Below are 19,872 nucleotides of genomic sequence, written 5' to 3' on the forward strand. Positions count from 1 at the left end.
GGTGACGGTATCAAACCGGCCATCAGGAGCAGTGCCATGGAGCGCATCTGGCTCAAGCACTACCCGCCGGGAGTCTCGACGGAGATCGAGCCGTCGCGATACACATCGCTTGTTGCGATGATCGAAGAAAGCTTTGCCAGATATCGCGAGCGCGCAGCCTTCATCTGCATGGACAAGGGGCTGACCTACGGCGAGACCGACGAGATGTCACGCGCCTTCGGGGCGTGGCTGCAGAGCAGAGGCCTCGGGAAAGGTGCGCGCGTCGCCATCATGATGCCGAACGTGCTGCAGTATCCGGTGGCGATCTGCGCCGTCTTGCGTGCCGGCTTCACCGTGGTGAACATCAACCCCTTGTACAGGCCGCACGAGCTCGAGACTCAGCTCAAGGATGCTGGCGCCGAAGCCATCATCGTGCTTGAGAACTTCGCGTATGCCCTGCAACAGGCGATCGGCAAGACCAGCATTAAGCACGTGGTTGTTGCCTCTATGGGCGACCTCCTGGGAATGATCAAAGGCACGGTCGTCAATCTGGTGGTGCGGCGGGTGAAGAAGATGGTGCCGGCCTACTCACTGCCCGATGCAACGCCGTTCAATGCAGCCATCGCGGCCGGCAGGAGTATGACCTTGACCAAGCCGCAGCTTGGACCCGAGGATCTCGCCTTCCTGCAATACACCGGCGGGACCACGGGCGTCGCCAAAGGCGCGATGCTGCTGCATCGCAATGTCGTCGCCAACATGCTGCAAATCGACGAGTGGCTGAAGCCGGTGTTGGAGAGGGAGCCGAAGGTCGATCGTCTGATCGTCATGGCGGCGCTGCCGCTCTATCACATCTTCGCGTTGACGGCATGTTTCCTGCTCAGCGTCCGTACCGGCGGCCAAAGCATTCTCATCCCCAACCCGCGTGATATTCCCGGCCTCATCAAGGAGCTTGCCAAGTACAAGATGAACCATTTCCCGGCGGTGAACACGCTTTACAACGCGCTGCTCAATCATCCGGATTTCGGCAAGATCGACTGGAGCATGCTCAAATGCGCCGTCGGCGGCGGCATGGCGGTGCAAAAATCGGTGGCGGACCGTTGGTTCAGTGCCACGGGCTCGCCGCTGTGGGAAGGTTATGGCCTGTCCGAGACGTCACCTGTCTTGACCTGCAATTCGCCGACCGAGCCCGAATGGGACGGCACCATCGGACTGCCGATGCCGTCAACGGAGATCTCGATTCGCGACGACGACAACAACGAGGTGCCGCTTGGGCAGCCGGGCGAGATCTGTACGCGCGGCCCGCAGGTGATGCCGGGCTACTGGAAACGTCCGGATGAGACGGCCAACGTCATGACTCCCGACGGCTTCTTCCGCACCGGCGATATCGGCATCATGGACGAGACCGGCCGGACCCGCATCATCGATCGCAAGAAGGACATGATCACGGTGTCCGGGTTCAAGGTCTATCCGAACGAGGTCGAGGCGGTGGTGTCGAGCCACCCGGGAGTGCTCGAATGCGGGGTAATCGGCATACCCGATCCGCGCTCCGGCGAAGCGGTGAAGCTGTTCGTCGTCAAGAAAGACCCAAACCTTACTGAAGCGGACCTGATCGCCTACTGCCAGAAGCGGCTCACACCCTACAAGGTCCCGCGGCTGGTGGAGTTCAGGACCGAGCTACCGACGACCAATGTCGGAAAGGTCTTGCGCCGGCAGTTACGCGAGGAGTCGCAAAAGATCGACACTCGAGCCGCGTGAAGCGCTCGCGGCCTCTGTGAGCTGGAGAATGGAGCGCGCCTATCGGCTCTTCCGGCTCGATGAGCCGGTGTTTCCTTCCGAGGACCACGGGGGGCTGGCGCGCGTCCGCCGCGAGGGACAAACGCGGATTTCGGCGGGCGAAAATGCCGGCGGGGGCCTGCACGATTTCGCCGACAGCTTCGAGAAAGGTGCCATTGACGTCGCGCAGCCTAGCGTGACCAAGATCGGCGGCATCACCGAAATGCGCAGGATCATCGCGCTCGCCGAGGCGCATTCCGTCGAGCTCATCCCGCACTGCGTTTATTTCGGGCCTGGCAATCGCGCCTCGATCCACATCGTTGCGTCGTTGCCGACCGATACCCCGCTGGAAATCCTCTACGCCAATCTGGAGGCGTCTCCTTTTGGCGATGCGATGACGGCGAAAGGCGGCAAGGTGTCCGTCCCGCAGGGGCCGGGCCTCGGCGTCGAGCCGGACATGAGGATCGTCAAAAAAATACCGGCAAGGCGCGGTCGTCAGCATCCGATAGCTCCGATGCCTGCCGGCGCTCCGGCTGCCAGCTAGAAAGAGTTACGCACGCTCTTCGCCTTCCGCATCATGCTGCATGGACGACGCAACTGCTGGCAACATCGATCCAAAGGTGAGGGGAGCCCGTGCGGCGAGCTGGCAAGCGCGCCTCGTAGCCCTTCCTCACCACGCCACTCGCCATGATCGCCTCCTGGGCAGAGGACGGCTGAGCCGAAAATCAGCGTGCTGGTGTGCGTGGGACGCTCGAGCGGACTATCGCTGTGATGCACAACACAAGACGAACGCCTTCGGAGACCCTGCGATCCGCGCAATCACGGGTTGATGATTGTTCAAACTCTGCCGAAGATGCATAGTCGGCGAAGTTATCGAGAGCGAAGGTCCCTTTGATTTGATCAATGGTCGAGGGTGCTAGACCGGTCGTAACCTCGTGGTGCCGATTTTGGGGAGGCCGCTATTCTACGTCGTAGCGCGCAAACTCCTCTGCGATGTTGGCTTGTATCGCCGCGCGACATCGTTGTTATCTGGTCGCGGAGCTTCAAGTTCGCTAGGCCGGAGTGCTGATCATGGTTCTGCGTCTTCTCATCTTCCCCTCGGCATTCACCCCGGGATGGACGCTTTCAGATCTCGTCAAGCTCCACTCTCTTGCAGGTATATCTGAGAGCTTCCGCTAACCCTCGCCTCAAGCCGAGGTTCGCATGCCACCTTCATCCCGCTCCTCTCGGTTTTTCCGATGGCTGCGGAGCTTGTCACTTGCAGTCGCGCCGGCGCTCATCCTGACGCTCTCCGGCTGCAAACGCGAGGTCGCCAGAGAAGCGCCGCCTCCACGTCCCGTCCGTACGGTGGTCGTCGGAAAGGGTGGTCTCGGTCAGTCAATCGTCCTTACGGGACAGATTCAGGCGGAAAAGGAAGTCGCTCTCGCCTTCCGTATTGGCGGTCGGATCATCGAGCGCACGGTAGATGCGGGTGATCGCGTCAAGGCGGACCAGGTGGTGGCCAAGCTCGACCCGCAGAACGAATTGAACTCGCTTCGCACCGCGCGCGCCGCGCTTGCTGCTGCCAATGCTCGACTTGAGCAGGATTCCAATCATTTCCACCGCCAGGAGACACTGCTGCAGCAAGGCTGGACAACTCGCGCCAATTTCGATCAGGCCCAGCAAGCATTGCGAACAGCACAAGCAGCCGTGGATGATGCCAAGGCTCAGGTCGAAATAGCGGAGGACCGCGTCAGTTACACAGAACTCAAAGCTGGTGTGAACGGCACGATCACCAGCCGCGCGGCGGAATCCGGAGAGGTGGTGCAGGCGGGTCAGACGGTGTTCATGGTCGCGCGCGAAACCGGTTGGGACGCGGTGTTCGACGTTCCGGCTCGAATGTTGCGTACTGCCCCGGCGGACGCGGATGTGATCATCGCCCTGACCGACGATCCCAGCGTTACCACAAAAGGCCGTGTGCGGCAGATCGATCCGCAGGCTGATCCGGTCACGCGCACGTTTAAGGTCCGCGTGGCCATCAACGATCCACCACCGGCCATGCGGCTTGGTGCGACCGTGTCGGGCCGAATGGAAGTCGACCATGGCCACGGGATCTCGCTCCCTGCGAGCGCCTTGACGGCCACAGAGAAAAATCCGGCAGTTTGGGTGGTCGATCCCGACAGCATGACAGTCGCCCTAAAGCCGGTCGACATCTTGCGGTTCGATCCCGGGACGGTGGTGCTTTCAGGAGGTCTCGACGGTGGTGAGATCGTTGTCACCGCCGGTGTGCAGGCGCTGCATCCGGGCCAAAAGGTCAGGCCGCTGGGAGTGAGGTCATGATTGGCCCCAATCTTTCCGATTGGGCGCTGAAACGTCGATCTTTTATCGTTTTTGCGATGATCTCGATCGTAATTGCCGGCTTGTCGTCCTACTACCGCCTTGGACGCAGCGAAGATCCGGCCTTTACCTTCCGCACCATGATTGTGCAGGCGGCATGGCCCGGGGCAACGCTCGACGATACATTGGCCCAGGTCACCGAGCGCCTCGAGCGCAAATTGCAGGAAACCAAAGGTTTGGACTTCCTGCGCTCCTATACCAGTCCGGGCCGGACGACGATTTTCGTCAACCTCAAAGGCTCGACCCCCGCAAGGCAAGTGCCGGACATCTGGTACCAGGTGCGTAAGAACATTGGCGATATACGCTGGACTTTGCCCCAGGGCGTGGTCGGTCCCGGCTTCAACGATGATTTCGGCGACACCTATGGCCTTATCTACGCATTCTCTGCCGACAGCGGCTTCAGCCATCGTGAGCTGCGGGATTATGTCGAAGATATTCGCTCGAAGCTTTTGCAGGTTCTGGACGTCTCCAAGATCGAGCTTCTTGGTGCGCAGGACGAGCAGATCTACATTGAATTCTCGACGCGACAACTCGCTGGCCTTGGGATCGACCGAGCTGCGCTGATTGCCGCAATCCAGGCTCAGAACGACGTGATTCCCGCAGGTTCGCTCCAGACCGGCGATGAGAAACTGTCGATCCGTGTGACCGGCGCCTTCAAGTCCGAGAATGATCTGCTCGATGTCAATTTTGTTTCGAACGGACGCCTGATCCGCTTGCGAGATATCGCCAACGTTCGCCGTTCACTATCCGATCCGCCGCAGCCGATGTTTCGAGTCAATGGTAAGCCAGCGATCGGCCTTGCCATCGCCATGCGTGAGGGTGGCGACATCCTGGCCTTGGGCGAAAATGTAAAAAAAGCGATCGATTCCAGCATGGTTGATCTGCCGATCGGCATTGACGTGACTTTGGTGTCCGATCAACCCGTCGTCGTGAAAAACGCGATTGGCGAGTTCATGGAATCCCTCTGGCAGGCCATTGCCATCATCATGGCCTGCAGCATCGTCAGCCTTGGTTTTCGGCCTGGCGCGGTGGTCGCCTTGTCCATCCCTCTCACGGTGGCGATTATTTTTCCGATCATGGAATTTACCGGGATTGATCTGCAGCGCATTTCGCTCGGTGCGCTGATCATTGCGCTCGGCCTGTTGGTGGACGACGCAATGACGACGGTCGACGTCATGACATCGCGCATGGCGGCTGGCGACAGCAAGGAAAGAGCGGCGACTTTTGCGTACGATACACTGGCATTTCCGATGCTGACCGGCTCATTCGTCACCGCCGCGGGGTTCGTGCCAATCGGCTTTGCGCGGTCTTCGGCTGGTGAATATACGTTTTCGATCTTCGCCGTCGTATCGATCGCACTGATTGTCTCTTGGTTCGTTGCGGTGCTGTTTGCGCCTTTACTTGGGGTCTGGCTGCTGAAAGTACCCGAGCAGAGAACGGATCAGAAACCGAGCCGCATCATGAGCGCTTTCCGCGCGCTTCTGCTGACGGCGATGCGCCGTCGCTGGATAACCCTTGCTGTCGCTCTTGCATGTTTCGTCGCGTCCCTTTTAGCCCTGCCGCTGGTGCCTCGACAATTCTTTCCGGCGTCGGACCGTCCTGAGCTGGTAGTTGATCTGAGCTTGCCACAAAATGCATCGATCTTCGCCAGCGATACTGCGGCGACCAAACTCGACACTATGCTCAAGGACGATCCCGACGTCGCAAGCTGGAGCACCTATGTCGGTCGCGGCGCGATCCGTTTCTATCTTCCGCTGAACGTACAGCTCAATAACGACTTTTTTTCTCAGGCTGTGGTCGTCGCCAAAGATGTTGCAGCACGCAAAAGGCTGCAGATAATGCTTGAGAGAAAGTTGGCGGAGGAGTTGCCCAATATTGTTTCTCGCGTCTCACCATTAGAGCTTGGACCACCGGTGGGATGGCCGATACAATACCGTGTCAGTGGACCGGATTTGACCCGAGTACGAATGATCGCTTTGCAACTCGGCCAGGTTCTCGGCTCTAATAATGATCTGCGACGGGTCAATTTCGACTGGATGGAGCCGGCGCGGAAGGTGCGAGTTGTGATCGATCAGGATCAGGCCCGGCTTCTCGGGCTGAGCTCGAATGCGCTTTCGTCCAACCTCAATGCGGTAATGACGGGTGCGCCGATCACTCAATTGCGTGACAATATCTATCTCGTGGACATCATCACCCGAGCTCAAGATGAGGAACGTGTCTCGCTTGACACACTGCAATCTTTGCAGGTGCCATTATCCAATGGTCGCACGGTTCCCCTAAGCCAGATTGCGCATTTTGAGTTCGATCAGGAATATCCGCTGGTTTGGCGACGCGATCGGGTGCCGACCCTCACAGTCCAAGCCGATGTCACCCCCGGCTCGACTCCAGAAGCCGCGGCGGCCTCTTTGGCCTCTGAGGTGGAGAAGTTGCAGGCGAGCTTACCTGCGGGCTATCGCATCGCGGTGGGCGGCACAGTTGAGGAAAGCGCCAAATCGCAGGCATCAGTTTATGCCATGGTCCCGGCGATGCTATTCCTGATGCTGCTGTTCCTTATGGCGCAACTGCATAGTTTCAGTCGGCTCGCGATGGTGCTCTGCCTCGTGCCAATGGGACTGATCGGTGTCGTCGCGGCCTTGCTGGTTTTTAACCGGCCTCTCGGCTTCGTCGCGATTCTCGGAATTCTGGCGTTGATGGGCATGATTGCGCGCAATGCGGTCATTCTCATCGAGCAGATCGAGGCGGAGCGCGCCCAGCGGCGCGAGTTGTGGGATGCGGTTGTTGAAGGCGCGATCTCGCGTTTCCGGCCGATCATGCTGACTGCAATCTCGACTGTTCTGGGCTTTATTCCGATTGCACCGACTGTGTTCTGGGGGCCGATGGCGTTCGCGATCATGGGAGGTCTGTTCGTAGCGACTATGCTAACTCTCGTCGTCCTGCCTGCGCTCTACGTGATTTTTTTCCGCATCCAGGAACCGAAGGAGCAGCTAGCTTCGTGAGACGCTTGCTGTCAGCAGGGCCAGGGTAATTAGCAACGAGACGGCCGCCGCCGGCCATTGCCGGTGACGCGCGTCAAGTGTTTCGAAGGACGGGCCAGTACCGAGGAGGTGGCGGCAAGCGATCTCCTCAAGGGCTATGCTGTCGCGACCGGTACGTGAGGCAGAAACCGGCCGATCCCCAGTACCAGGCGAGGCACACGCCGCGCACTACCGGCCAGAGCCGATCAAGCAGATTACCGAATTCGTATGCACTTGAGGCATCGCCCCGTGCCGGACAGAAAGCCCATGGCAGCAAGATCGCGCCGAGCGCCAGCACGCACCAGAAACGGATCAGGCTGGCGGGCTCCTGAGCGGCGCAGCGCTCGATGTGGTGCTGCACGCGACGGAGCAATAAGGACTGCCCCTCGCATCGGACTGCAGATGCCTTCAACGGAGATCTCGATTCGCAACGACGACAAGCGCTCGCGGCCTCTGTGAGCAGGCGCAGCAATTCATGCCGGCACAACCGCGACGAGAGGCCAGTTCGGCAGGTATCTATTCATCGAATCTCGATCAGACGTTGAATAATAATGTTGAGAGGTAATCAAAGTTGACACCTCAATCGAGCTTGCATACCCTTTAATCTGCTGGATGATCCAAGCCGCTTACACCAGTATAGGTTGCCGCGAATAGGAGCGCCGCGCTTGGCCGGCGCCGGATGTTTGGGTCCGCAGGTTCAACGGGCGCCCCCGATCGTCCCGAGCGCGCGAGATCACTGCTATGCCCGAGTTCGGCGCCACTGCATTTTTTCTTTTCCGACCCGGCGGCCGATAGCGTCCCGCCGAGAGTAATCCTCTGACCGGCTCGTTCGCGTTCGCGGCCGAGCGATGAAGGGGCAGGACAATGACGTCTTCGACAGCGTCGTCTACGCCTTCGGTGTCCTCAAAGAGCGAGCAGAAGCTTCCGCTCTCCTCGCTGACTGCCATGGTCATCGGCTCGATGGTCGGGGCCGGGATTTTCAACCTTCCCGGCCGGTTCGCGACGGCGACCGGCCCCTTCGGCGCCCTCATCGCTTGGGCAATCGCGGGAACCGGCATGTACATGCTCGCGCGCGTGTTCCAGGCTCTCGCCGAGAAACGGCCGGACATCGACAACGGCGTCTTCGCGTACGCCAAGGCCGGGTTCGGCGATTACGTGGGTTTCCTGTCGGCCTTCGGCTATTGGATCGGCAGCGTGCTGGGCAACGTCTTCTACTGGGTGCTCATCGGCACAACGCTCGGCCGATTCTTCCCCCAGATCTTCGGGGACGGCACCAGCGTCATCGCGATCATCGTGTCGCTCGTCGGCGTCTGGGCGTTCCATTTCATGATCCTGCGCGGCGTCAAGGAGGCCACTTACGTCAATACGATCGTCACAGTGGCAAAGATCGTGCCGCTGATCCTGGCGGTCCTGCTATTCGTCTTTTTCTTCAACTATTCGCAGTTCTCGGAGAATTTCTTCGGCGGGGTCGGAATGCCGGACAAGAGCCTCGTGGCGCAGGTGCGCGACACGATGCTGATCACGGTGTTCGTCTTCATCGGTATCGAGGGTGCGAGCGTCTACTCCCGCTACGCAACAAAGCGATCGGACGTGGGCGTTGCGACGATTCTCGGCTTCGTGGGCGTCACCGGCCTCATGGTCGCGATCACGCTGCTTCCCTATGCGGTGGCGCCGCGCGCGGCGATCTCCGAGGTGGCGAACCCGTCACTCGCCGGCGCCCTGGAGCTCGCCGTCGGGCACTGGGGCGCGGTGCTGATCTCGATCGGCGTGCTGATTTCGGTCTTGGGCGCGTTTCTGGCCTGGACGCTGATCTGCGCGGAAGTGCTGTTCGCCGCTGGCAAGTCGCAGGACATGCCGCGGCTCTTCGCCGCGCAGAACAGCAACAAGGTTCCCGCCATTGCGCTTTGGCTCTCGAACATCGTTGTCTCGCTGTTCATCATCTCGACGTACTGGTCGCGGGACGCCTTCAACTTCATGCTCGATATGACCAGCGTGACGACGCTCTTGCCCTATCTGCTCGTAGCGGCTTATGGCGCGCTGGTGGCGCGCAGCGGCGTGGGCTATGAGACGACGCCGAACGAGCGCGGCCGCGACCAGATCTTCGCCTGGATCGCCGTCGTCTACACGATCTTCATGTTCATCGCCGCCGGGCTCAAATACGTGCTGCTGATGACCGTCCTCTTCGCTCCGGGGACAATTCTTTATTTCTGGGCGCGGTGGGAGCAGAAAGCGCGCCTGTTCACCCCGGTCGAACTCGGGCTTTTCGCCGTCACGCTGATCGCAGCCGCTATCGGCGTCTACGGGCTCGCGACCGGCCTCATCACGCCGTGAGGGAACAGAACAACAAGACTTGAAAGCGCATCCCGTCTGCAATCCGGAGCGTAGAGAACTGTCGTTACGAGGAGATCACGGCGATGACGGATACTTCGATGACGTTTGGCGTCCACTCGGAAGTTGGCCAGCTTCGTCTGGTGATGGTTTGCGCGCCCGGACACGCGCACCAGCGCCTGACCCCCAACAATTGCGACGATCTTCTGTTCGACGATGTCCTGTGGGTGGACAACGCCAAGCGCGATCACTTCGACTTCATGACCAAGATGCGCGACCGCGGCGTCGAGGTGCTGGAAATGCACAACCTACTCGCCGAGACGGTCGCAGTTCCCGAGGCGAAGAAATGGATCCTTGATAGCCAGGTGACGGCCAATCAGGTCGGCGTCGGCCTCGTCGACGAGGTTCGCGGCTATCTCGAGGCGCTCAAGCCGCGCGAACTCGCGGAGACGCTGATCGGCGGCCTGTCGACGCAGGAGTTTCCGGAGCGTATCGGCGGCGAGATGCTGGCGTTGGTGCGCGACGCGGCCGGCGTCAACGAGTATCTTCTGCCGCCTTTGCCCAACACGCTCTACACCCGCGACACAACCTGCTGGATCTATGGCGGCGTCACGCTGAACCCGCTCTACTGGCCAGCGCGGCACGAGGAAACGATCCTCACAACCTCGATCTACAAGTTCAACCCCCGTTTCGCCGGGAAGGTCAACGTCTGGTGGGGCGACCCCATCAAGGACTGGGGCCTCGCGACGCTCGAGGGCGGGGACGTGATGCCGATCGGCAAGCGCAACGTGCTCATCGGCATGGGCGAGCGAACGTCGCGGCAGGCGATCAGCCAACTGGCGGCGAGCCTGTTCGAGAAGGGCGCCGCCGACCGCGTGATCATTGCCGCCATGCCGAAGCTGCGCGCCGCCATGCATATCGACACGGTCTTCACGTTCGCGGATCGCGACTGCGTCCTAATCTATCCGGACATAGTCAACAAGATCGAGTGCTTCTCCTACCGGCCCGGGTCGAAGCCCGGAACACTCGATCTGCGAAAGGACGGAGGCCTGATCGAAACAATTCGCGACGCCCTCGGACTCAAGGAGATGCGCGTCGTCGAGACCGGTGGCACCGACTACATGCGCGAGCGCACACAGTGGGACAGCGGGGCCAACCTCGTCTGCGCCTCGCCTGGCGTCGTCTTCGCCTACGATCGCAACGTGTATGCCAACACGCTTCTGAGAAAAGCGGGCATCGAGGTCATCACCATCGTCGGCGCCGAGCTCGGCCGTGGACGCGGCGGCGGACACTGCATGACTTGCCCGATCATCCGTGACGCGGTCGACTACTGACGCGGCGCGCGGGCAGGGGATCTGTGCAACTTGCGTTGCGTCGAGGAGCAGAAGCGGTGGCTGACGGCGGGCCAGATCATGCGACCACAACGACCGTCAACGCCCGGGGGCACGCCAAAAAGAGCGAGCCCGTTCGGAGGGGCGCGACATGGAGGACTGGGAGATGGCTGACGCGGCGATTTGGAAAGGAAGGCAGAGCACGAGCGGTTTGGCTCGGTCCGCGGCCGCGCTCGCACCTGTCATCGCGCTTTTCGCCATCGTGTCGACGCTTTCGAGCGCGGGCGCGCAGGCCACCGCAGACCGGAGCGCTGTCGGAGACCGGAGCGACCCTGGGCTCGACGCCGACGACGTGCGTACGGATGCGATACTCGCTGGCAACAACTACAACAACCTTTACGCGACCGCGCCAGGCGCCCAGCAGCAGGCCGTGAGGCCACAAATCCGGCTCAACGCTCTCGTCCCCCTCAATTTCGATTCGAACCCGCTGGAGCTCGGCTCGGGAAGCCCGAGCAGTTGGGGCACATTCCCGGTCGTCGATCTCTCGGCGACGGCGCCGCTCGGCGATTTGCCGTTCCGCCTCTCGGTCAGTGCCCGTTCGCAGTTCAAGCGCTTCTCCGATACTCCGGACGCCGACATCGACCGCCTGACATTCTCCGGGCGCGTGCAATATGTCGATCCGACCAATGATCAGGCCTTCTCGCCCTATTTCGCCATCACGCCGCGCCTCAGCTATCTCCCAACATTCTCGGATCAGACGGAAGCGCGGCAGGACTTCAACCTCGGCTTCAGCAAGAGTTTCCATTTCGACGGTTCCTTCCAGCCAGTGCCAATCGCGGCCGACACGTCCGCCGAGACCGTCTGGTCCTTCGGCCTCACGGCCTTCGTCCAGAGGCGCCTGCGACAGCCGCAGCTCTCGTCAGACGCCGTAGCCCTCATTCCGTCAGTGTCGTGGGCCATCTCGAAGGATTGGAACGCGAGCTTTGCCGTCGAGCTGCTCGGCCGCTGGTACGAGCCCGACCGCTTCGGCCAAACGAGCCGCGATTGGGAGGTGCTGCCGATTGCGACGCTCGAATACATCATTCCTGCATCGCTGTTCGGCAGCGAAAGAGTCGCCAAGCTGCTCGGGCGTCCGGCGATCGACCTGCAAGGCTCACACCTCAAGGTCTGGTCGACTGTGCCGGGCGTCAGCTTCAACCAATGGGAAGCAAGCGCTACGTTGAAGCTCGGCTGGCGGTTCTGAGGGGCGATGCTCCGTCAGATGATCGGATGCGCCGCGGACGAGATCGCAAAACTCGATGCGCAGAAGTCGAACGCATCGATTTCAGATCAGGAGTACGCCCGCAAGCTGGTCGGGTAATGGCATGTCTGCATCGCGGACGAACCACGGCGAAGATTTGGAATGGAGGAAACAACCAATGCCGACCTTCAGCTCCGGGCAACGGTAGGCCTCGCGCCACCCGAGGAGGGCTGGGCAGTTCCAAGGTGTGACGCTCCTGCGGCGTGGTGCGATTGGGGGGACTCGCCAGCAATGAGGAAATGAACCTGGAATTCGCATCATATGTCACGGCTTGACGCTGGTCAGCCTATACCGTGCGACGAGTACGAATTGCGCGACTGTCTTGGACGACGCAATGAGCGAAGCTGCCCGACCGGCTTCCGATAGCCTCGGTCCCGCCGATGGGGGGAACGCTTCTCCGTCCGCGGCTGGCGAGAAGCGCAAGCGCGGTTTCCGGGCGCCCGTCACTATCCTCTGCTTCGTTCTCGTCCTCGTCTGGATCGCGGCCTTCTTCATCCCGTCGGGCCAATATGAACTCGATGGCAGCGGCAGCCCGATCGCCGGCTCCTTTCGATATGTCGCGGCCCCGCTCGATTTTGCCGGGCGGGTTCAAGATCTACTGCTTGCGCCCGTGAACGGGATGTACGGGATTCAGGATCGCGAGACCGGGATGGTCGGGCCGTTCAAGAGGGGAACCATGTTCGGCTCTGTAGACGTCTTTCTGTTCATTCTCTCGATCGGCGGATTCATGACGGTCGTGTTCGCAACGGGTGCGCTTGACCTCGGCATCCACCATCTGTCCTATCGCTTCGGCGAGCGCGGACCCGTGCTGATCGCGATTCTCACGGTGCTGTTCGGCGTACTGGGCTCGATCAAGGGTTGGAGCGACGAGACTCTCGGCCTCTACGCAATGATGGTCCCGTTGATGGTTGCGCTGGGCTACGATCGCTTGGTCACGGTGGCGGTCGTCACCGTCGCGCCCTTCGTCGGCGCACTTGCATCGACGATCAATCCGTTCACGACCGGAATCGGGTCTTCGAAAGCCGGCGTGTCCATCGCCGAGGGCATGGGTCTGCGCCTGCTGCTGCTCGCGCTGACGATGGCGGCGACGGTCGCCTACACGCTTTGGTACGCGAGGCGGGTGAAGCGGGACCCGGCGAAGTCCCTGTGCGGGATCCGCGCTGAGGACGCAGAGCTCGCGCAAGCCGACGCCCGCGCTCCTGAACCGCTGACCGCCACGCACGTGGCCGTCATCGGTCTCGTGTTCTTCACCTTCGCGCTGCTCGCGTTTTCCATCGTTCCTTGGGGAGCTATTCTCAATAGTGCCGCGGTCGACCCTTACACGAACAAGACGATCAACTCTCCGCTTTGGTGGGAGCTGGGGTGGTGGCTCCCGGAACTCGCGGCTCTGTTCTTCCTCATGACGATCGTAATTGGAGTCGTCGGTCGTCTCGGCGAGGAGGCTACCGCCAAGGCCTTCATCAGGGGCATCATCGATTTTACTGGTCCGGCTTTTCTCGTGACGCTCGCGCGCAGCGTTTCGGTGGTCATGACGAACACCAAGACAATCGACACCGTGTTGCACGCCATGGAGGGGCTGGTCGCGGGCGCCTCGAGCGTCGTGTTCGTCACGCTGACTTTCATCGGCAGCCTCCCTCTATCCTTCCTCGTCGGCGGCGGGGCGGCCGGCACGGCGCTCACCATGCCGGTTCTGGCGCCACTCGGCGACTTCGCCGGAGTCGATCGAGCGCTGGTGATTACAACATGGTCTGCAGCCGCTGGCTGGCTCAGGCTTGTCCTTCCCACGAACGCAATTCTGATCGCCGGCCTTGCGCTCGCAAAAGTCGGCTTCGACCAGTACCTCCGGTTCGTCGCGCCACTGATGGCAATTCTGCTCGTCGTTATCATAGCGCTGCTCCTGTTTGGCGCGCTCCTTTGACTGCTCACGCGAGGCATGTTCGCTGCCGGCAGATTGCACCATTGAATGCGCTGATCTGCGCCTAATGGAAACATGACTGCACGCTGCTGATCATCTTCAGCCAGCCAACAGCTAGCAGTACAAGTCCAGGGTGCTGCTCACATTCACGGGAGCAGAACGTCGTCCAGCGCGCCGGATAAGCCGTGCATTGGAGGCGGCGGTCCAGCAGGCCTCGACGACAAGCGCCTGATCGCGCAGGGTCAAACCAACAAATCCATCAGGCGATCCTGAAGCTAAGTGTAAAGACCGTCGAGACGTATCGGGCCTCATCAATACGAAAGCTTGGAATGTCATCGACTGCCGAACTTGTGCGACATGAGATCCGTGAGAAGTTGGTAGCGCGCTAGGTTGCGCAGGACCGTTGGTCGCGCGCCGACTCGTCGGCGAGCTGGCTTTTCGCTCCTGAGAGCGTTTGCGCTCCATCCGGGTTACGACGAAGGGCATGCGATCATGAACATGATCCGGGAGAATCCCCGCCGTTGCTCAGGCAATCACCCGATATGACGAACTCTGGAAAGGTGCATCGTTCAGGTTCAATGGAGCGAGTGAGGTCGACCGCACTGAGTTGGTTACTTGGAGCCCGACCGGTCGCCGAGCAAATGTTTCCGCGACCGCCGCGATGCTGGTGGGCCCGTGGCTGAACGCATCGCGAACGTCACGAGCCAGCTTTGACCGAATATATCGGCTGGATCTGATCAGGAGGAGCCAAGATGCGAACGTTAGTGTTGCTGATATCCGCAATCCTTGTGGTGCTCGGCGTGACGGCCATGCCGATGTCGGCGAGCGCTCAATCGAGGCAATGGTGCGCGAGACAGCATGGAGTGCTCCACTGCATGTATGAGACCGAGGACCAATGCCGCGCATCCGTGAGCGGAAGGCACGGGACTTGCGTCCGCCGCCATCGGTAGATGCGGCAATTGGTCCGCAGCATGCGTATGTGCGGTTCGGGCCTTGGAATCGACAAGCAGGATTGTCATTTCTTGGGTCAAACCGCCACGCCAAGCATTCCTCCAACTTGTCGGGCGGCATTGAGGACTCCGGACGCCTGCGCGAGAGTACGCGACATTCGTCGCCGTCCGTCTCGTTGAGAAGTCTTCTTCGCCACGCATCGCCACCAAATGGAGTTAGGCACGAAACTCAGATCGGAGTCCTGCGAGCAGAAACCCTATGAGCAGCACCATCACAACGACGTTCCAGCCGGCGAGCGACAAGCCGAGAACGCGAATGCGTGGATCTGTACAAGAGACGACATGAGCCGTGCTTAACTCGGCTAGGAGATCTTGAGCCTCGAGGTGCACATGCGCCGCGCTACAACTGGTCCCCTCCAGCCAGAACCCCCACTCGGCACCCGCGTGATAAACCCCGAGCACAGCGCCATAGGCGAAAAGGCTCCCGAGGAGAAACAAACAAAGAATCCGCCCTGTACGGGGCAGGGCCATGCCGCCGGCCGAAAGCGCCAGAGCAAAAGGTACACCAAGATAATACGGCCATCTCTGTTGCAAGCATAATTCGCAGGGTTCATAACCAAACCCGTATTGGAGAATCAGAGCAGACGTTATGACAATGAGCGCGATGAGGCCCACGCCGAGAAGGGCTTTCTGACTTGGATACCTGTTGAGAGAAGAAGACTCCCGTGCCGAAGTTAAAGCGTTCTCCGTCGCCATGCTGCTTTACCTCTGCTCATGGTTGCTTCCGCGGAATATTGCTTGTGCGCACCGAGGGCTCTGACGAGTTAAGACCCAAACTAGAAGCGCACATAGATTTAACATCACGCCGACGACGCACACGCCGTTCCACCCTGTCCGGGCGTAAACAAACGTCGTGACGGCAGCCCCAGCGGCGCAGCCCGCTGCATAAAACAGCATGTAGGCCGCTGCCAGGCGGCTGCGTGCCTCGGGTCTGATTTGAAAGATCAGCGCCTGGTTAAGAACGTGAGTGGCTTGTAGGCCGAAATCGATTGCAACCACGCCGATAAGGAGCGCGATGAGCGACCAAGGGAGCAATGCGATCGGGACCCAGGCCAAGATCATCGTGAGCAACACGAGGAGTGTCGCGCTGTCCGCGCGCCCCCGGTCGGCCCATGCGCCCGCCCTGGCGGCCGCTACGGCGCCGGCCGCGCCAGCGAGGCCGAACAGGCCGATCTCCGTATAGGAAAGAGAAAAAGGCGGAGCGCTCAATGGTAGCGCCAGTGGCGTCCATAAAGTCGTGACGGAAGCAAAGATGAAGAATCCAATGGCGCCCCGAGCACGTAGAACTGGTTCATGGGCCCACAGCCGGAATACCGACCCGACGAGGTTCCAATAGCTAAGGCGCGGTTTGAAAAGCTCGCGGTGCGGCAGCAACCGAAACAGGACCATGGCGGTGAGGGTGATCGCAACGGTGGCAGCCAAGTAAACCGAGCGCCATCCGGCAATATCAGCCACAATGCCGGCGATCGTCCGAGCCAGCAGAATGCCCAGAACGATCCCACTGGTGACGAAGCCGACGATACGCCCCCGCTCGTCGGGCGAAGCCAGCGACGCCGCGTAGGCGACAAGGATTTGCGTCACGACGGAGAGCAGTCCAACTGCAACCATGCCAATCATCAGCACGCTTGCGGTGGGCGCGGCCGCGATAGTGAGCAGCGCCACGGCGGCTGCAAGCAATTGCGCAACAAGAAGTCTGCGACGGTCGAGCAGGTCACCCAGCGGAACCACCAGGAGCAGACCCACGCCATAGCCTACTTGCGACGTGGTGATGACGATGCCGAGCTCTTCGTGGCGAATACCGTATGTGCCTGCAATGGCGGCGAGCAAGGGTTGGGCATAGTAGACATTGGCGACCGCGAGTGCCGCGGCAACGGCCATCGTGAAGACCAAACTTCGGGGCAACTGGCGATGTGGCTGGGGCGCGTTCTCATCGAGGACGCGCCCGCTCGCCCGGCGAGCAAAACCATCCATTGCCGCGGACGCGCGCCGATCTCGTGGCTCGAGTCCCTTCACGGCGCCTGCTTCCCGTCGAAGCTCGCTAGCCAAGAGCGGCCTCGAAGGCGGCCGTGTCCTCGAAAATCCGCCAATGGGTGATGAGTCCGTTGGCGGTGTTCACCACCAACGCGAACTCACTCTTGACGACACCGCCGGTCTTGCGGACGCGATGCTGCATGAAGCCATGCGCAAACACGACGTCATCGGCTTCGGCCCACTTCCTGATTTCGAACGTCTCGGTCTCGAACTCCTGCGCCAGCGTCTTGAACAGCCGCTCGACGCCGGTCTTGCCTTCGAAGCGCCCATAGATCGGTAGATGGGTCGGACCTTGAGGCTCGAAGAGGACGTCGTCCGCGATGAATCCGAGGGCGAGTGGCAGTTCGCCACGCCCAATATGGCCGAGGAAGTGCTGGACGGGATTGGACAAGGAAGTCTCCAGATTTCTTGTTGCAATATGAAACAACTTGAGCGTTATCAGAACATGTCCTATCTTGCAACAAGATCCTTTTTTGTTGATCGGGGAAACGCCTACTGACGCAAATGTGCAAAGCGAGGATGTGAAATGGCGAAACGGCGGAGCCTTTCAGCTTCTCCCTGCCCGGTCGGGCGGTCGGTCGATGCCGTGGGGGATTGGTGGTCCTTGATGATCGTTCGCGATGCGCTCGATGGCGTTCGCAGGTTCAGTGATTTTCTCGCAAGCCTTGGCATCGCCAAGAATATGCTCGCTACTCGTTTGCGTACCTTAGTGGAGCGCGAAATCCTCGAAATCGTGCCCGCATCTGACGGGAGCGCGTATTCCGAGTATGTGCTGACCAGCAAGGGGCGCGGGCTCTTCCCGGTGATCGTGGCGCTACGGCAGTGGGGCGAAGAGTTCTTTTTCGATTCTACTGAACGGCATGTGCGCCTTGTCGATCGAGCCGAACGTCAACCCGTCCGCAAACTGGAACTTCACGCTCACGACGGGCGACTTTTGAAAGCCGAAGACACTATCGTCTGTTAGGCATCACGAGCATTAGGCGGATCGAGACGTCCAAGCGCACAAGACAGTCCGCGCTCGGCTATCACGTATCTCGTCGCATCGGCGGACTATTGCCTCCGAGGGCAATTCGTCTCCTCTCAAATCATCTCGGCAACTCGCCAAGACGCTAGGGTTTTCGGCACGACTTGCACGGCGCTGGGCCATTGTTTCATATTGAAACAATTGGCAAGAGATGAAGCGTGGACGGTGGCCGACTCGGAAATCGATCTGATCTCAGGAACAGACGAGCGGGCGCGGCATCGGTGCTCGGCCGCCATTTCCGGACAAAACGGCGTGAGGTCGCACTCAGTCCACGATGAACAATTTCACGCCCGTGCTGGTGAACGAGCGGTGGGCCGCATCACCGAAATCGGAGACCTGGTAGCTCATGCCCGGCGTCAGCTTGAACTTTCGTCCGTCCCGGAGTTCCGTTTCGAGCTCGCCTTCGAGGACGAGGAGAACATGACCCCGATCACACCAGTGGTCGGCGAGATATCCGGCTGAGTATTCGACCATGCGCACCCGGAGGTCGCCGATGTCGAGGGTGCGCCATGTTGCACTTCCAGTCTCCCCTGCGTGCGTCGTGGGATTCACCTTGCTCCAGTCCGTGATTGTGAAAGGACAGGCGGGAATTTTCATCGGTTCAGTTCCTGGTGCTTCGCTGGTCAACGGGATGTACGCTAGGGCCCGACTTCGTTCATGACGAGTCGACCTGAGCGGCGGATTTTCTGGCCACGATGCGCCGGATCACCTTACCGGACGAAGCACTCTGGAGCCGTTCGTCAAGCAGGATCGTCGCGGCATTCAGCGCGCCTTTCACCAGCTCCTCATCAAAGTATGCATAGAGACGCCCATGTTCATCTCGGCTGCTGCCAGTCTCATTCACGCGCCAACTGAGGTATAGCGTGCCTTCAGGTTCGAGAACACAAAGCAGCCGGCGCACCGCAGCAGGGATCACTGCGGGCGCAAGATGCATGATAACGGTTTCGCAAAGAACATTGGCGAATGCGCTGTTGGCGACGTCCTCAAGCTCGGGGAGAGCGTTGCGCCGGAACTGAATGCTTGGATGGAGGCGGCGCGCTTCGGCCAGCAATCCTTCGGATGGGTCATAGCCGATGGCTGGGAAACCGTTTTGGCAAAGCCATGCTGTGTCACGACCGCTTCCACAGCCGATGTCCGCCGTGAGCCCGCGCCTGAAAAACCGTCGAATGATCTCCTGAAGGTCTGTCGGCGTGGGCTGTGCGCCCCAGTCCGCCGCAAAGAATGCTGCTTTACGATCGTAGGCTTCAAGAGTCGATTGGTCCATCGCTGTCACCGGACCGCATTTGCGAAGGTGATGCCGAATGGGCCAGGGGCTTGCCAGGTGCCTATATCATCGATCTCGAAGCACAGGTCGGGCAGCCGCCGTCGGGCCGCCACCACCATGGCCTCCGAGCTGTCCACTCCTGTCACAATGGCACCGGGGAAGCGGCGCCAGAGCAGTTCGGTGGAGTTGCCGGCGCCCCAGCCGAGATCGACCGCGCCTTTGACGGTTGTAGCGCGAACGTTGGCCAGAAGGTCGGAGATCGGACGATTACGCTCACTCTCAAATTTGGAATACTGCTTCGCGGACCAACTCATCTAGCTGCTCTCCGGATCGCATCATCATAGATCTGCCGGGCTGGCGGCTTCTGAAAAAGCACAGAGACGCGGCAAGCGTCTTCCCGCCAATCATCTGGCCGAGATAGACGCTGTCGATGGTGCCAAACAGCGCGAGCAGGATGTCGCTCAGCATCATCGCCGTGAGCAGCAGGAACGCGGCCACGCCAGCTTCCGAATCCCTGCCAGGCTCGC

18 protein-coding genes are annotated in these 19,872 nt (G+C 60.5%); 11 read left to right on the forward strand and 7 right to left on the reverse strand.

All coding sequences use genetic code 11. The features are described from left to right. The first annotated feature begins 36 nt into the window (after positions 1-36). The 10 genes from P6U23_RS16885 (at position 37) to P6U23_RS16930 (ending at position 14,966) form a co-directional block, all read left to right on the forward strand. Positions 37-1,734 carry a long-chain-fatty-acid--CoA ligase gene (locus P6U23_RS16885; protein WP_407180835.1) on the forward strand — a complete coding sequence of 566 codons (1,698 nt, stop codon included), beginning with the start codon at positions 37-39 and terminating at the stop codon, positions 1,732-1,734. A 28-nt stretch (positions 1,735-1,762) separates the two neighbouring features. Next, entirely contained in the window at positions 1,763-2,296 is a 534-nt protein-coding gene (locus P6U23_RS16890) for an enolase C-terminal domain-like protein (RefSeq protein ID WP_407180836.1), read from the forward strand. 803 nt (positions 2,297-3,099) lie between these two features. Further along, positions 3,100-4,071: an efflux RND transporter periplasmic adaptor subunit gene (locus P6U23_RS16895; RefSeq protein WP_407180837.1), complete on the forward strand. Its 972-nt coding sequence runs from the start codon at positions 3,100-3,102 to the stop codon at positions 4,069-4,071. Beyond that, positions 4,068-7,124: an efflux RND transporter permease subunit gene (locus tag P6U23_RS16900; RefSeq protein WP_407180838.1), complete on the forward strand. Its 3,057-nt coding sequence runs from the start codon at positions 4,068-4,070 to the stop codon at positions 7,122-7,124. Before P6U23_RS16895 ends, P6U23_RS16900 begins: the two co-directional genes overlap by 4 nt. A gap of 882 nt (positions 7,125-8,006) precedes the next feature. Continuing rightward, on the forward strand, positions 8,007-9,473 hold the full coding sequence (locus P6U23_RS16905; RefSeq protein ID WP_407180839.1) for a basic amino acid/polyamine antiporter: 1,467 nt from the start codon (positions 8,007-8,009) through the stop codon (positions 9,471-9,473). 83 nt (positions 9,474-9,556) lie between these two features. Then, positions 9,557-10,804, forward strand: coding sequence for an arginine deiminase (locus tag P6U23_RS16910; protein ID WP_407180840.1), 1,248 nt, complete (start codon positions 9,557-9,559; stop codon positions 10,802-10,804). Positions 10,805-10,967: 163 nt separating this feature from the next. After that, complete coding sequence (locus tag P6U23_RS16915) at positions 10,968-12,044, forward strand: hypothetical protein (protein ID WP_407180841.1); 1,077 nt, start codon at positions 10,968-10,970, stop codon at positions 12,042-12,044. A 391-nt stretch (positions 12,045-12,435) separates the two neighbouring features. After that, complete coding sequence (locus tag P6U23_RS16920; protein WP_407180842.1) at positions 12,436-14,019, forward strand: YfcC family protein; 1,584 nt, start codon at positions 12,436-12,438, stop codon at positions 14,017-14,019. Positions 14,020-14,201: 182 nt separating this feature from the next. Then, a complete protein-coding gene (locus P6U23_RS16925) occupies positions 14,202-14,405 on the forward strand; it encodes a LuxR C-terminal-related transcriptional regulator (protein WP_407180843.1) in 204 nt (67 codons plus the stop codon). A gap of 363 nt (positions 14,406-14,768) precedes the next feature. Further along, the gene (locus tag P6U23_RS16930) at positions 14,769-14,966 is read left to right on the forward strand and encodes a DUF3551 domain-containing protein (RefSeq protein ID WP_407180844.1); all 198 of its coding nucleotides are present in this window, start codon (positions 14,769-14,771) and stop codon (positions 14,964-14,966) included. A gap of 216 nt (positions 14,967-15,182) precedes the next feature. Here P6U23_RS16930 and P6U23_RS16935 read toward each other — a convergent pair whose 3' ends face one another. The 3 genes from P6U23_RS16935 to P6U23_RS16945 are packed head-to-tail and all read right to left on the reverse strand — an operon-like array spanning position 15,183 to position 17,448. Further along, complete coding sequence (locus P6U23_RS16935) at positions 15,183-15,722, reverse strand: disulfide bond formation protein B (protein WP_407180845.1); 540 nt, start codon at positions 15,720-15,722, stop codon at positions 15,183-15,185. Between the two features lie 6 nt (positions 15,723-15,728). After that, on the reverse strand, positions 15,729-17,039 hold the full coding sequence (locus tag P6U23_RS16940; protein WP_407180846.1) for an MFS transporter: 1,311 nt from the start codon (positions 17,037-17,039) through the stop codon (positions 15,729-15,731). A gap of 25 nt (positions 17,040-17,064) precedes the next feature. Continuing rightward, positions 17,065-17,448, reverse strand: coding sequence for a nuclear transport factor 2 family protein (locus P6U23_RS16945; RefSeq protein ID WP_407180847.1), 384 nt, complete (start codon positions 17,446-17,448; stop codon positions 17,065-17,067). Positions 17,449-17,583: 135 nt separating this feature from the next. Here P6U23_RS16945 and P6U23_RS16950 point away from each other — a divergent pair, with 135 nt between their 5' ends. Further along, complete coding sequence (locus tag P6U23_RS16950; RefSeq protein ID WP_407180848.1) at positions 17,584-18,021, forward strand: winged helix-turn-helix transcriptional regulator; 438 nt, start codon at positions 17,584-17,586, stop codon at positions 18,019-18,021. 324 nt (positions 18,022-18,345) lie between these two features. Here the strand turns inward: P6U23_RS16950 and P6U23_RS16955 are convergent, their stop codons facing one another. The 4 genes from P6U23_RS16955 to P6U23_RS16970 are packed head-to-tail and all read right to left on the reverse strand — an operon-like array spanning position 18,346 to position 19,843. Continuing rightward, positions 18,346-18,678 carry a DHCW motif cupin fold protein gene (locus P6U23_RS16955; protein ID WP_407180849.1) on the reverse strand — a complete coding sequence of 111 codons (333 nt, stop codon included), beginning with the start codon at positions 18,676-18,678 and terminating at the stop codon, positions 18,346-18,348. Between the two features lie 58 nt (positions 18,679-18,736). After that, a complete protein-coding gene (locus tag P6U23_RS16960; RefSeq protein WP_407180850.1) occupies positions 18,737-19,345 on the reverse strand; it encodes a class I SAM-dependent methyltransferase in 609 nt (202 codons plus the stop codon). Between the two features lie 5 nt (positions 19,346-19,350). Then, positions 19,351-19,659, reverse strand: a complete 309-nt coding sequence (locus tag P6U23_RS16965) for a methyltransferase domain-containing protein (RefSeq protein WP_407180851.1) — start codon at positions 19,657-19,659, stop codon at positions 19,351-19,353. Continuing rightward, positions 19,625-19,843 (reverse strand): hypothetical protein, encoded by a 219-nt coding sequence (locus P6U23_RS16970; protein WP_407180852.1) that lies wholly within the window; start codon positions 19,841-19,843, stop codon positions 19,625-19,627. The genes P6U23_RS16965 and P6U23_RS16970 overlap by 35 nt, the downstream gene beginning before the upstream one ends. Between the last annotated feature and the right edge of the window lie 29 nt (positions 19,844-19,872).

The sequence above is a fragment of the Bradyrhizobium sp. STM 3562 genome (assembly GCF_045571435.1).
GTDB lineage: Bacteria > Pseudomonadota > Alphaproteobacteria > Rhizobiales > Xanthobacteraceae > Bradyrhizobium.

What these genes read in the sequence shown, in the direction of transcription:
- P6U23_RS16910 (WP_407180840.1), top strand. Translation starts at nt 9,557, where the DNA reads ATGACGGATACTTCGATGACGTTTGGCGTCCACTCGGAAGTTGGCCAG.
- P6U23_RS16935 (WP_407180845.1), bottom strand. Translation starts at nt 15,722, where the DNA reads ATGGCGACGGAGAACGCTTTAACTTCGGCACGGGAGTCTTCTTCTCTC.
- P6U23_RS16955 (WP_407180849.1), bottom strand. Translation starts at nt 18,678, where the DNA reads ATGAAAATTCCCGCCTGTCCTTTCACAATCACGGACTGGAGCAAGGTG.
- P6U23_RS16905 (WP_407180839.1), top strand. Translation starts at nt 8,007, where the DNA reads ATGACGTCTTCGACAGCGTCGTCTACGCCTTCGGTGTCCTCAAAGAGC.
- P6U23_RS16930 (WP_407180844.1), top strand. Translation starts at nt 14,769, where the DNA reads ATGCGAACGTTAGTGTTGCTGATATCCGCAATCCTTGTGGTGCTCGGC.
- P6U23_RS16885 (WP_407180835.1), top strand. Translation starts at nt 37, where the DNA reads ATGGAGCGCATCTGGCTCAAGCACTACCCGCCGGGAGTCTCGACGGAG.
- P6U23_RS16890 (WP_407180836.1), top strand. Translation starts at nt 1,763, where the DNA reads ATGGAGCGCGCCTATCGGCTCTTCCGGCTCGATGAGCCGGTGTTTCCT.
- P6U23_RS16900 (WP_407180838.1), top strand. Translation starts at nt 4,068, where the DNA reads ATGATTGGCCCCAATCTTTCCGATTGGGCGCTGAAACGTCGATCTTTT.
- P6U23_RS16950 (WP_407180848.1), top strand. Translation starts at nt 17,584, where the DNA reads ATGGCGAAACGGCGGAGCCTTTCAGCTTCTCCCTGCCCGGTCGGGCGG.
- P6U23_RS16915 (WP_407180841.1), top strand. Translation starts at nt 10,968, where the DNA reads ATGGCTGACGCGGCGATTTGGAAAGGAAGGCAGAGCACGAGCGGTTTG.
- P6U23_RS16960 (WP_407180850.1), bottom strand. Translation starts at nt 19,345, where the DNA reads ATGGACCAATCGACTCTTGAAGCCTACGATCGTAAAGCAGCATTCTTT.
- P6U23_RS16920 (WP_407180842.1), top strand. Translation starts at nt 12,436, where the DNA reads ATGAGCGAAGCTGCCCGACCGGCTTCCGATAGCCTCGGTCCCGCCGAT.
- P6U23_RS16965 (WP_407180851.1), bottom strand. Translation starts at nt 19,659, where the DNA reads ATGAGTTGGTCCGCGAAGCAGTATTCCAAATTTGAGAGTGAGCGTAAT.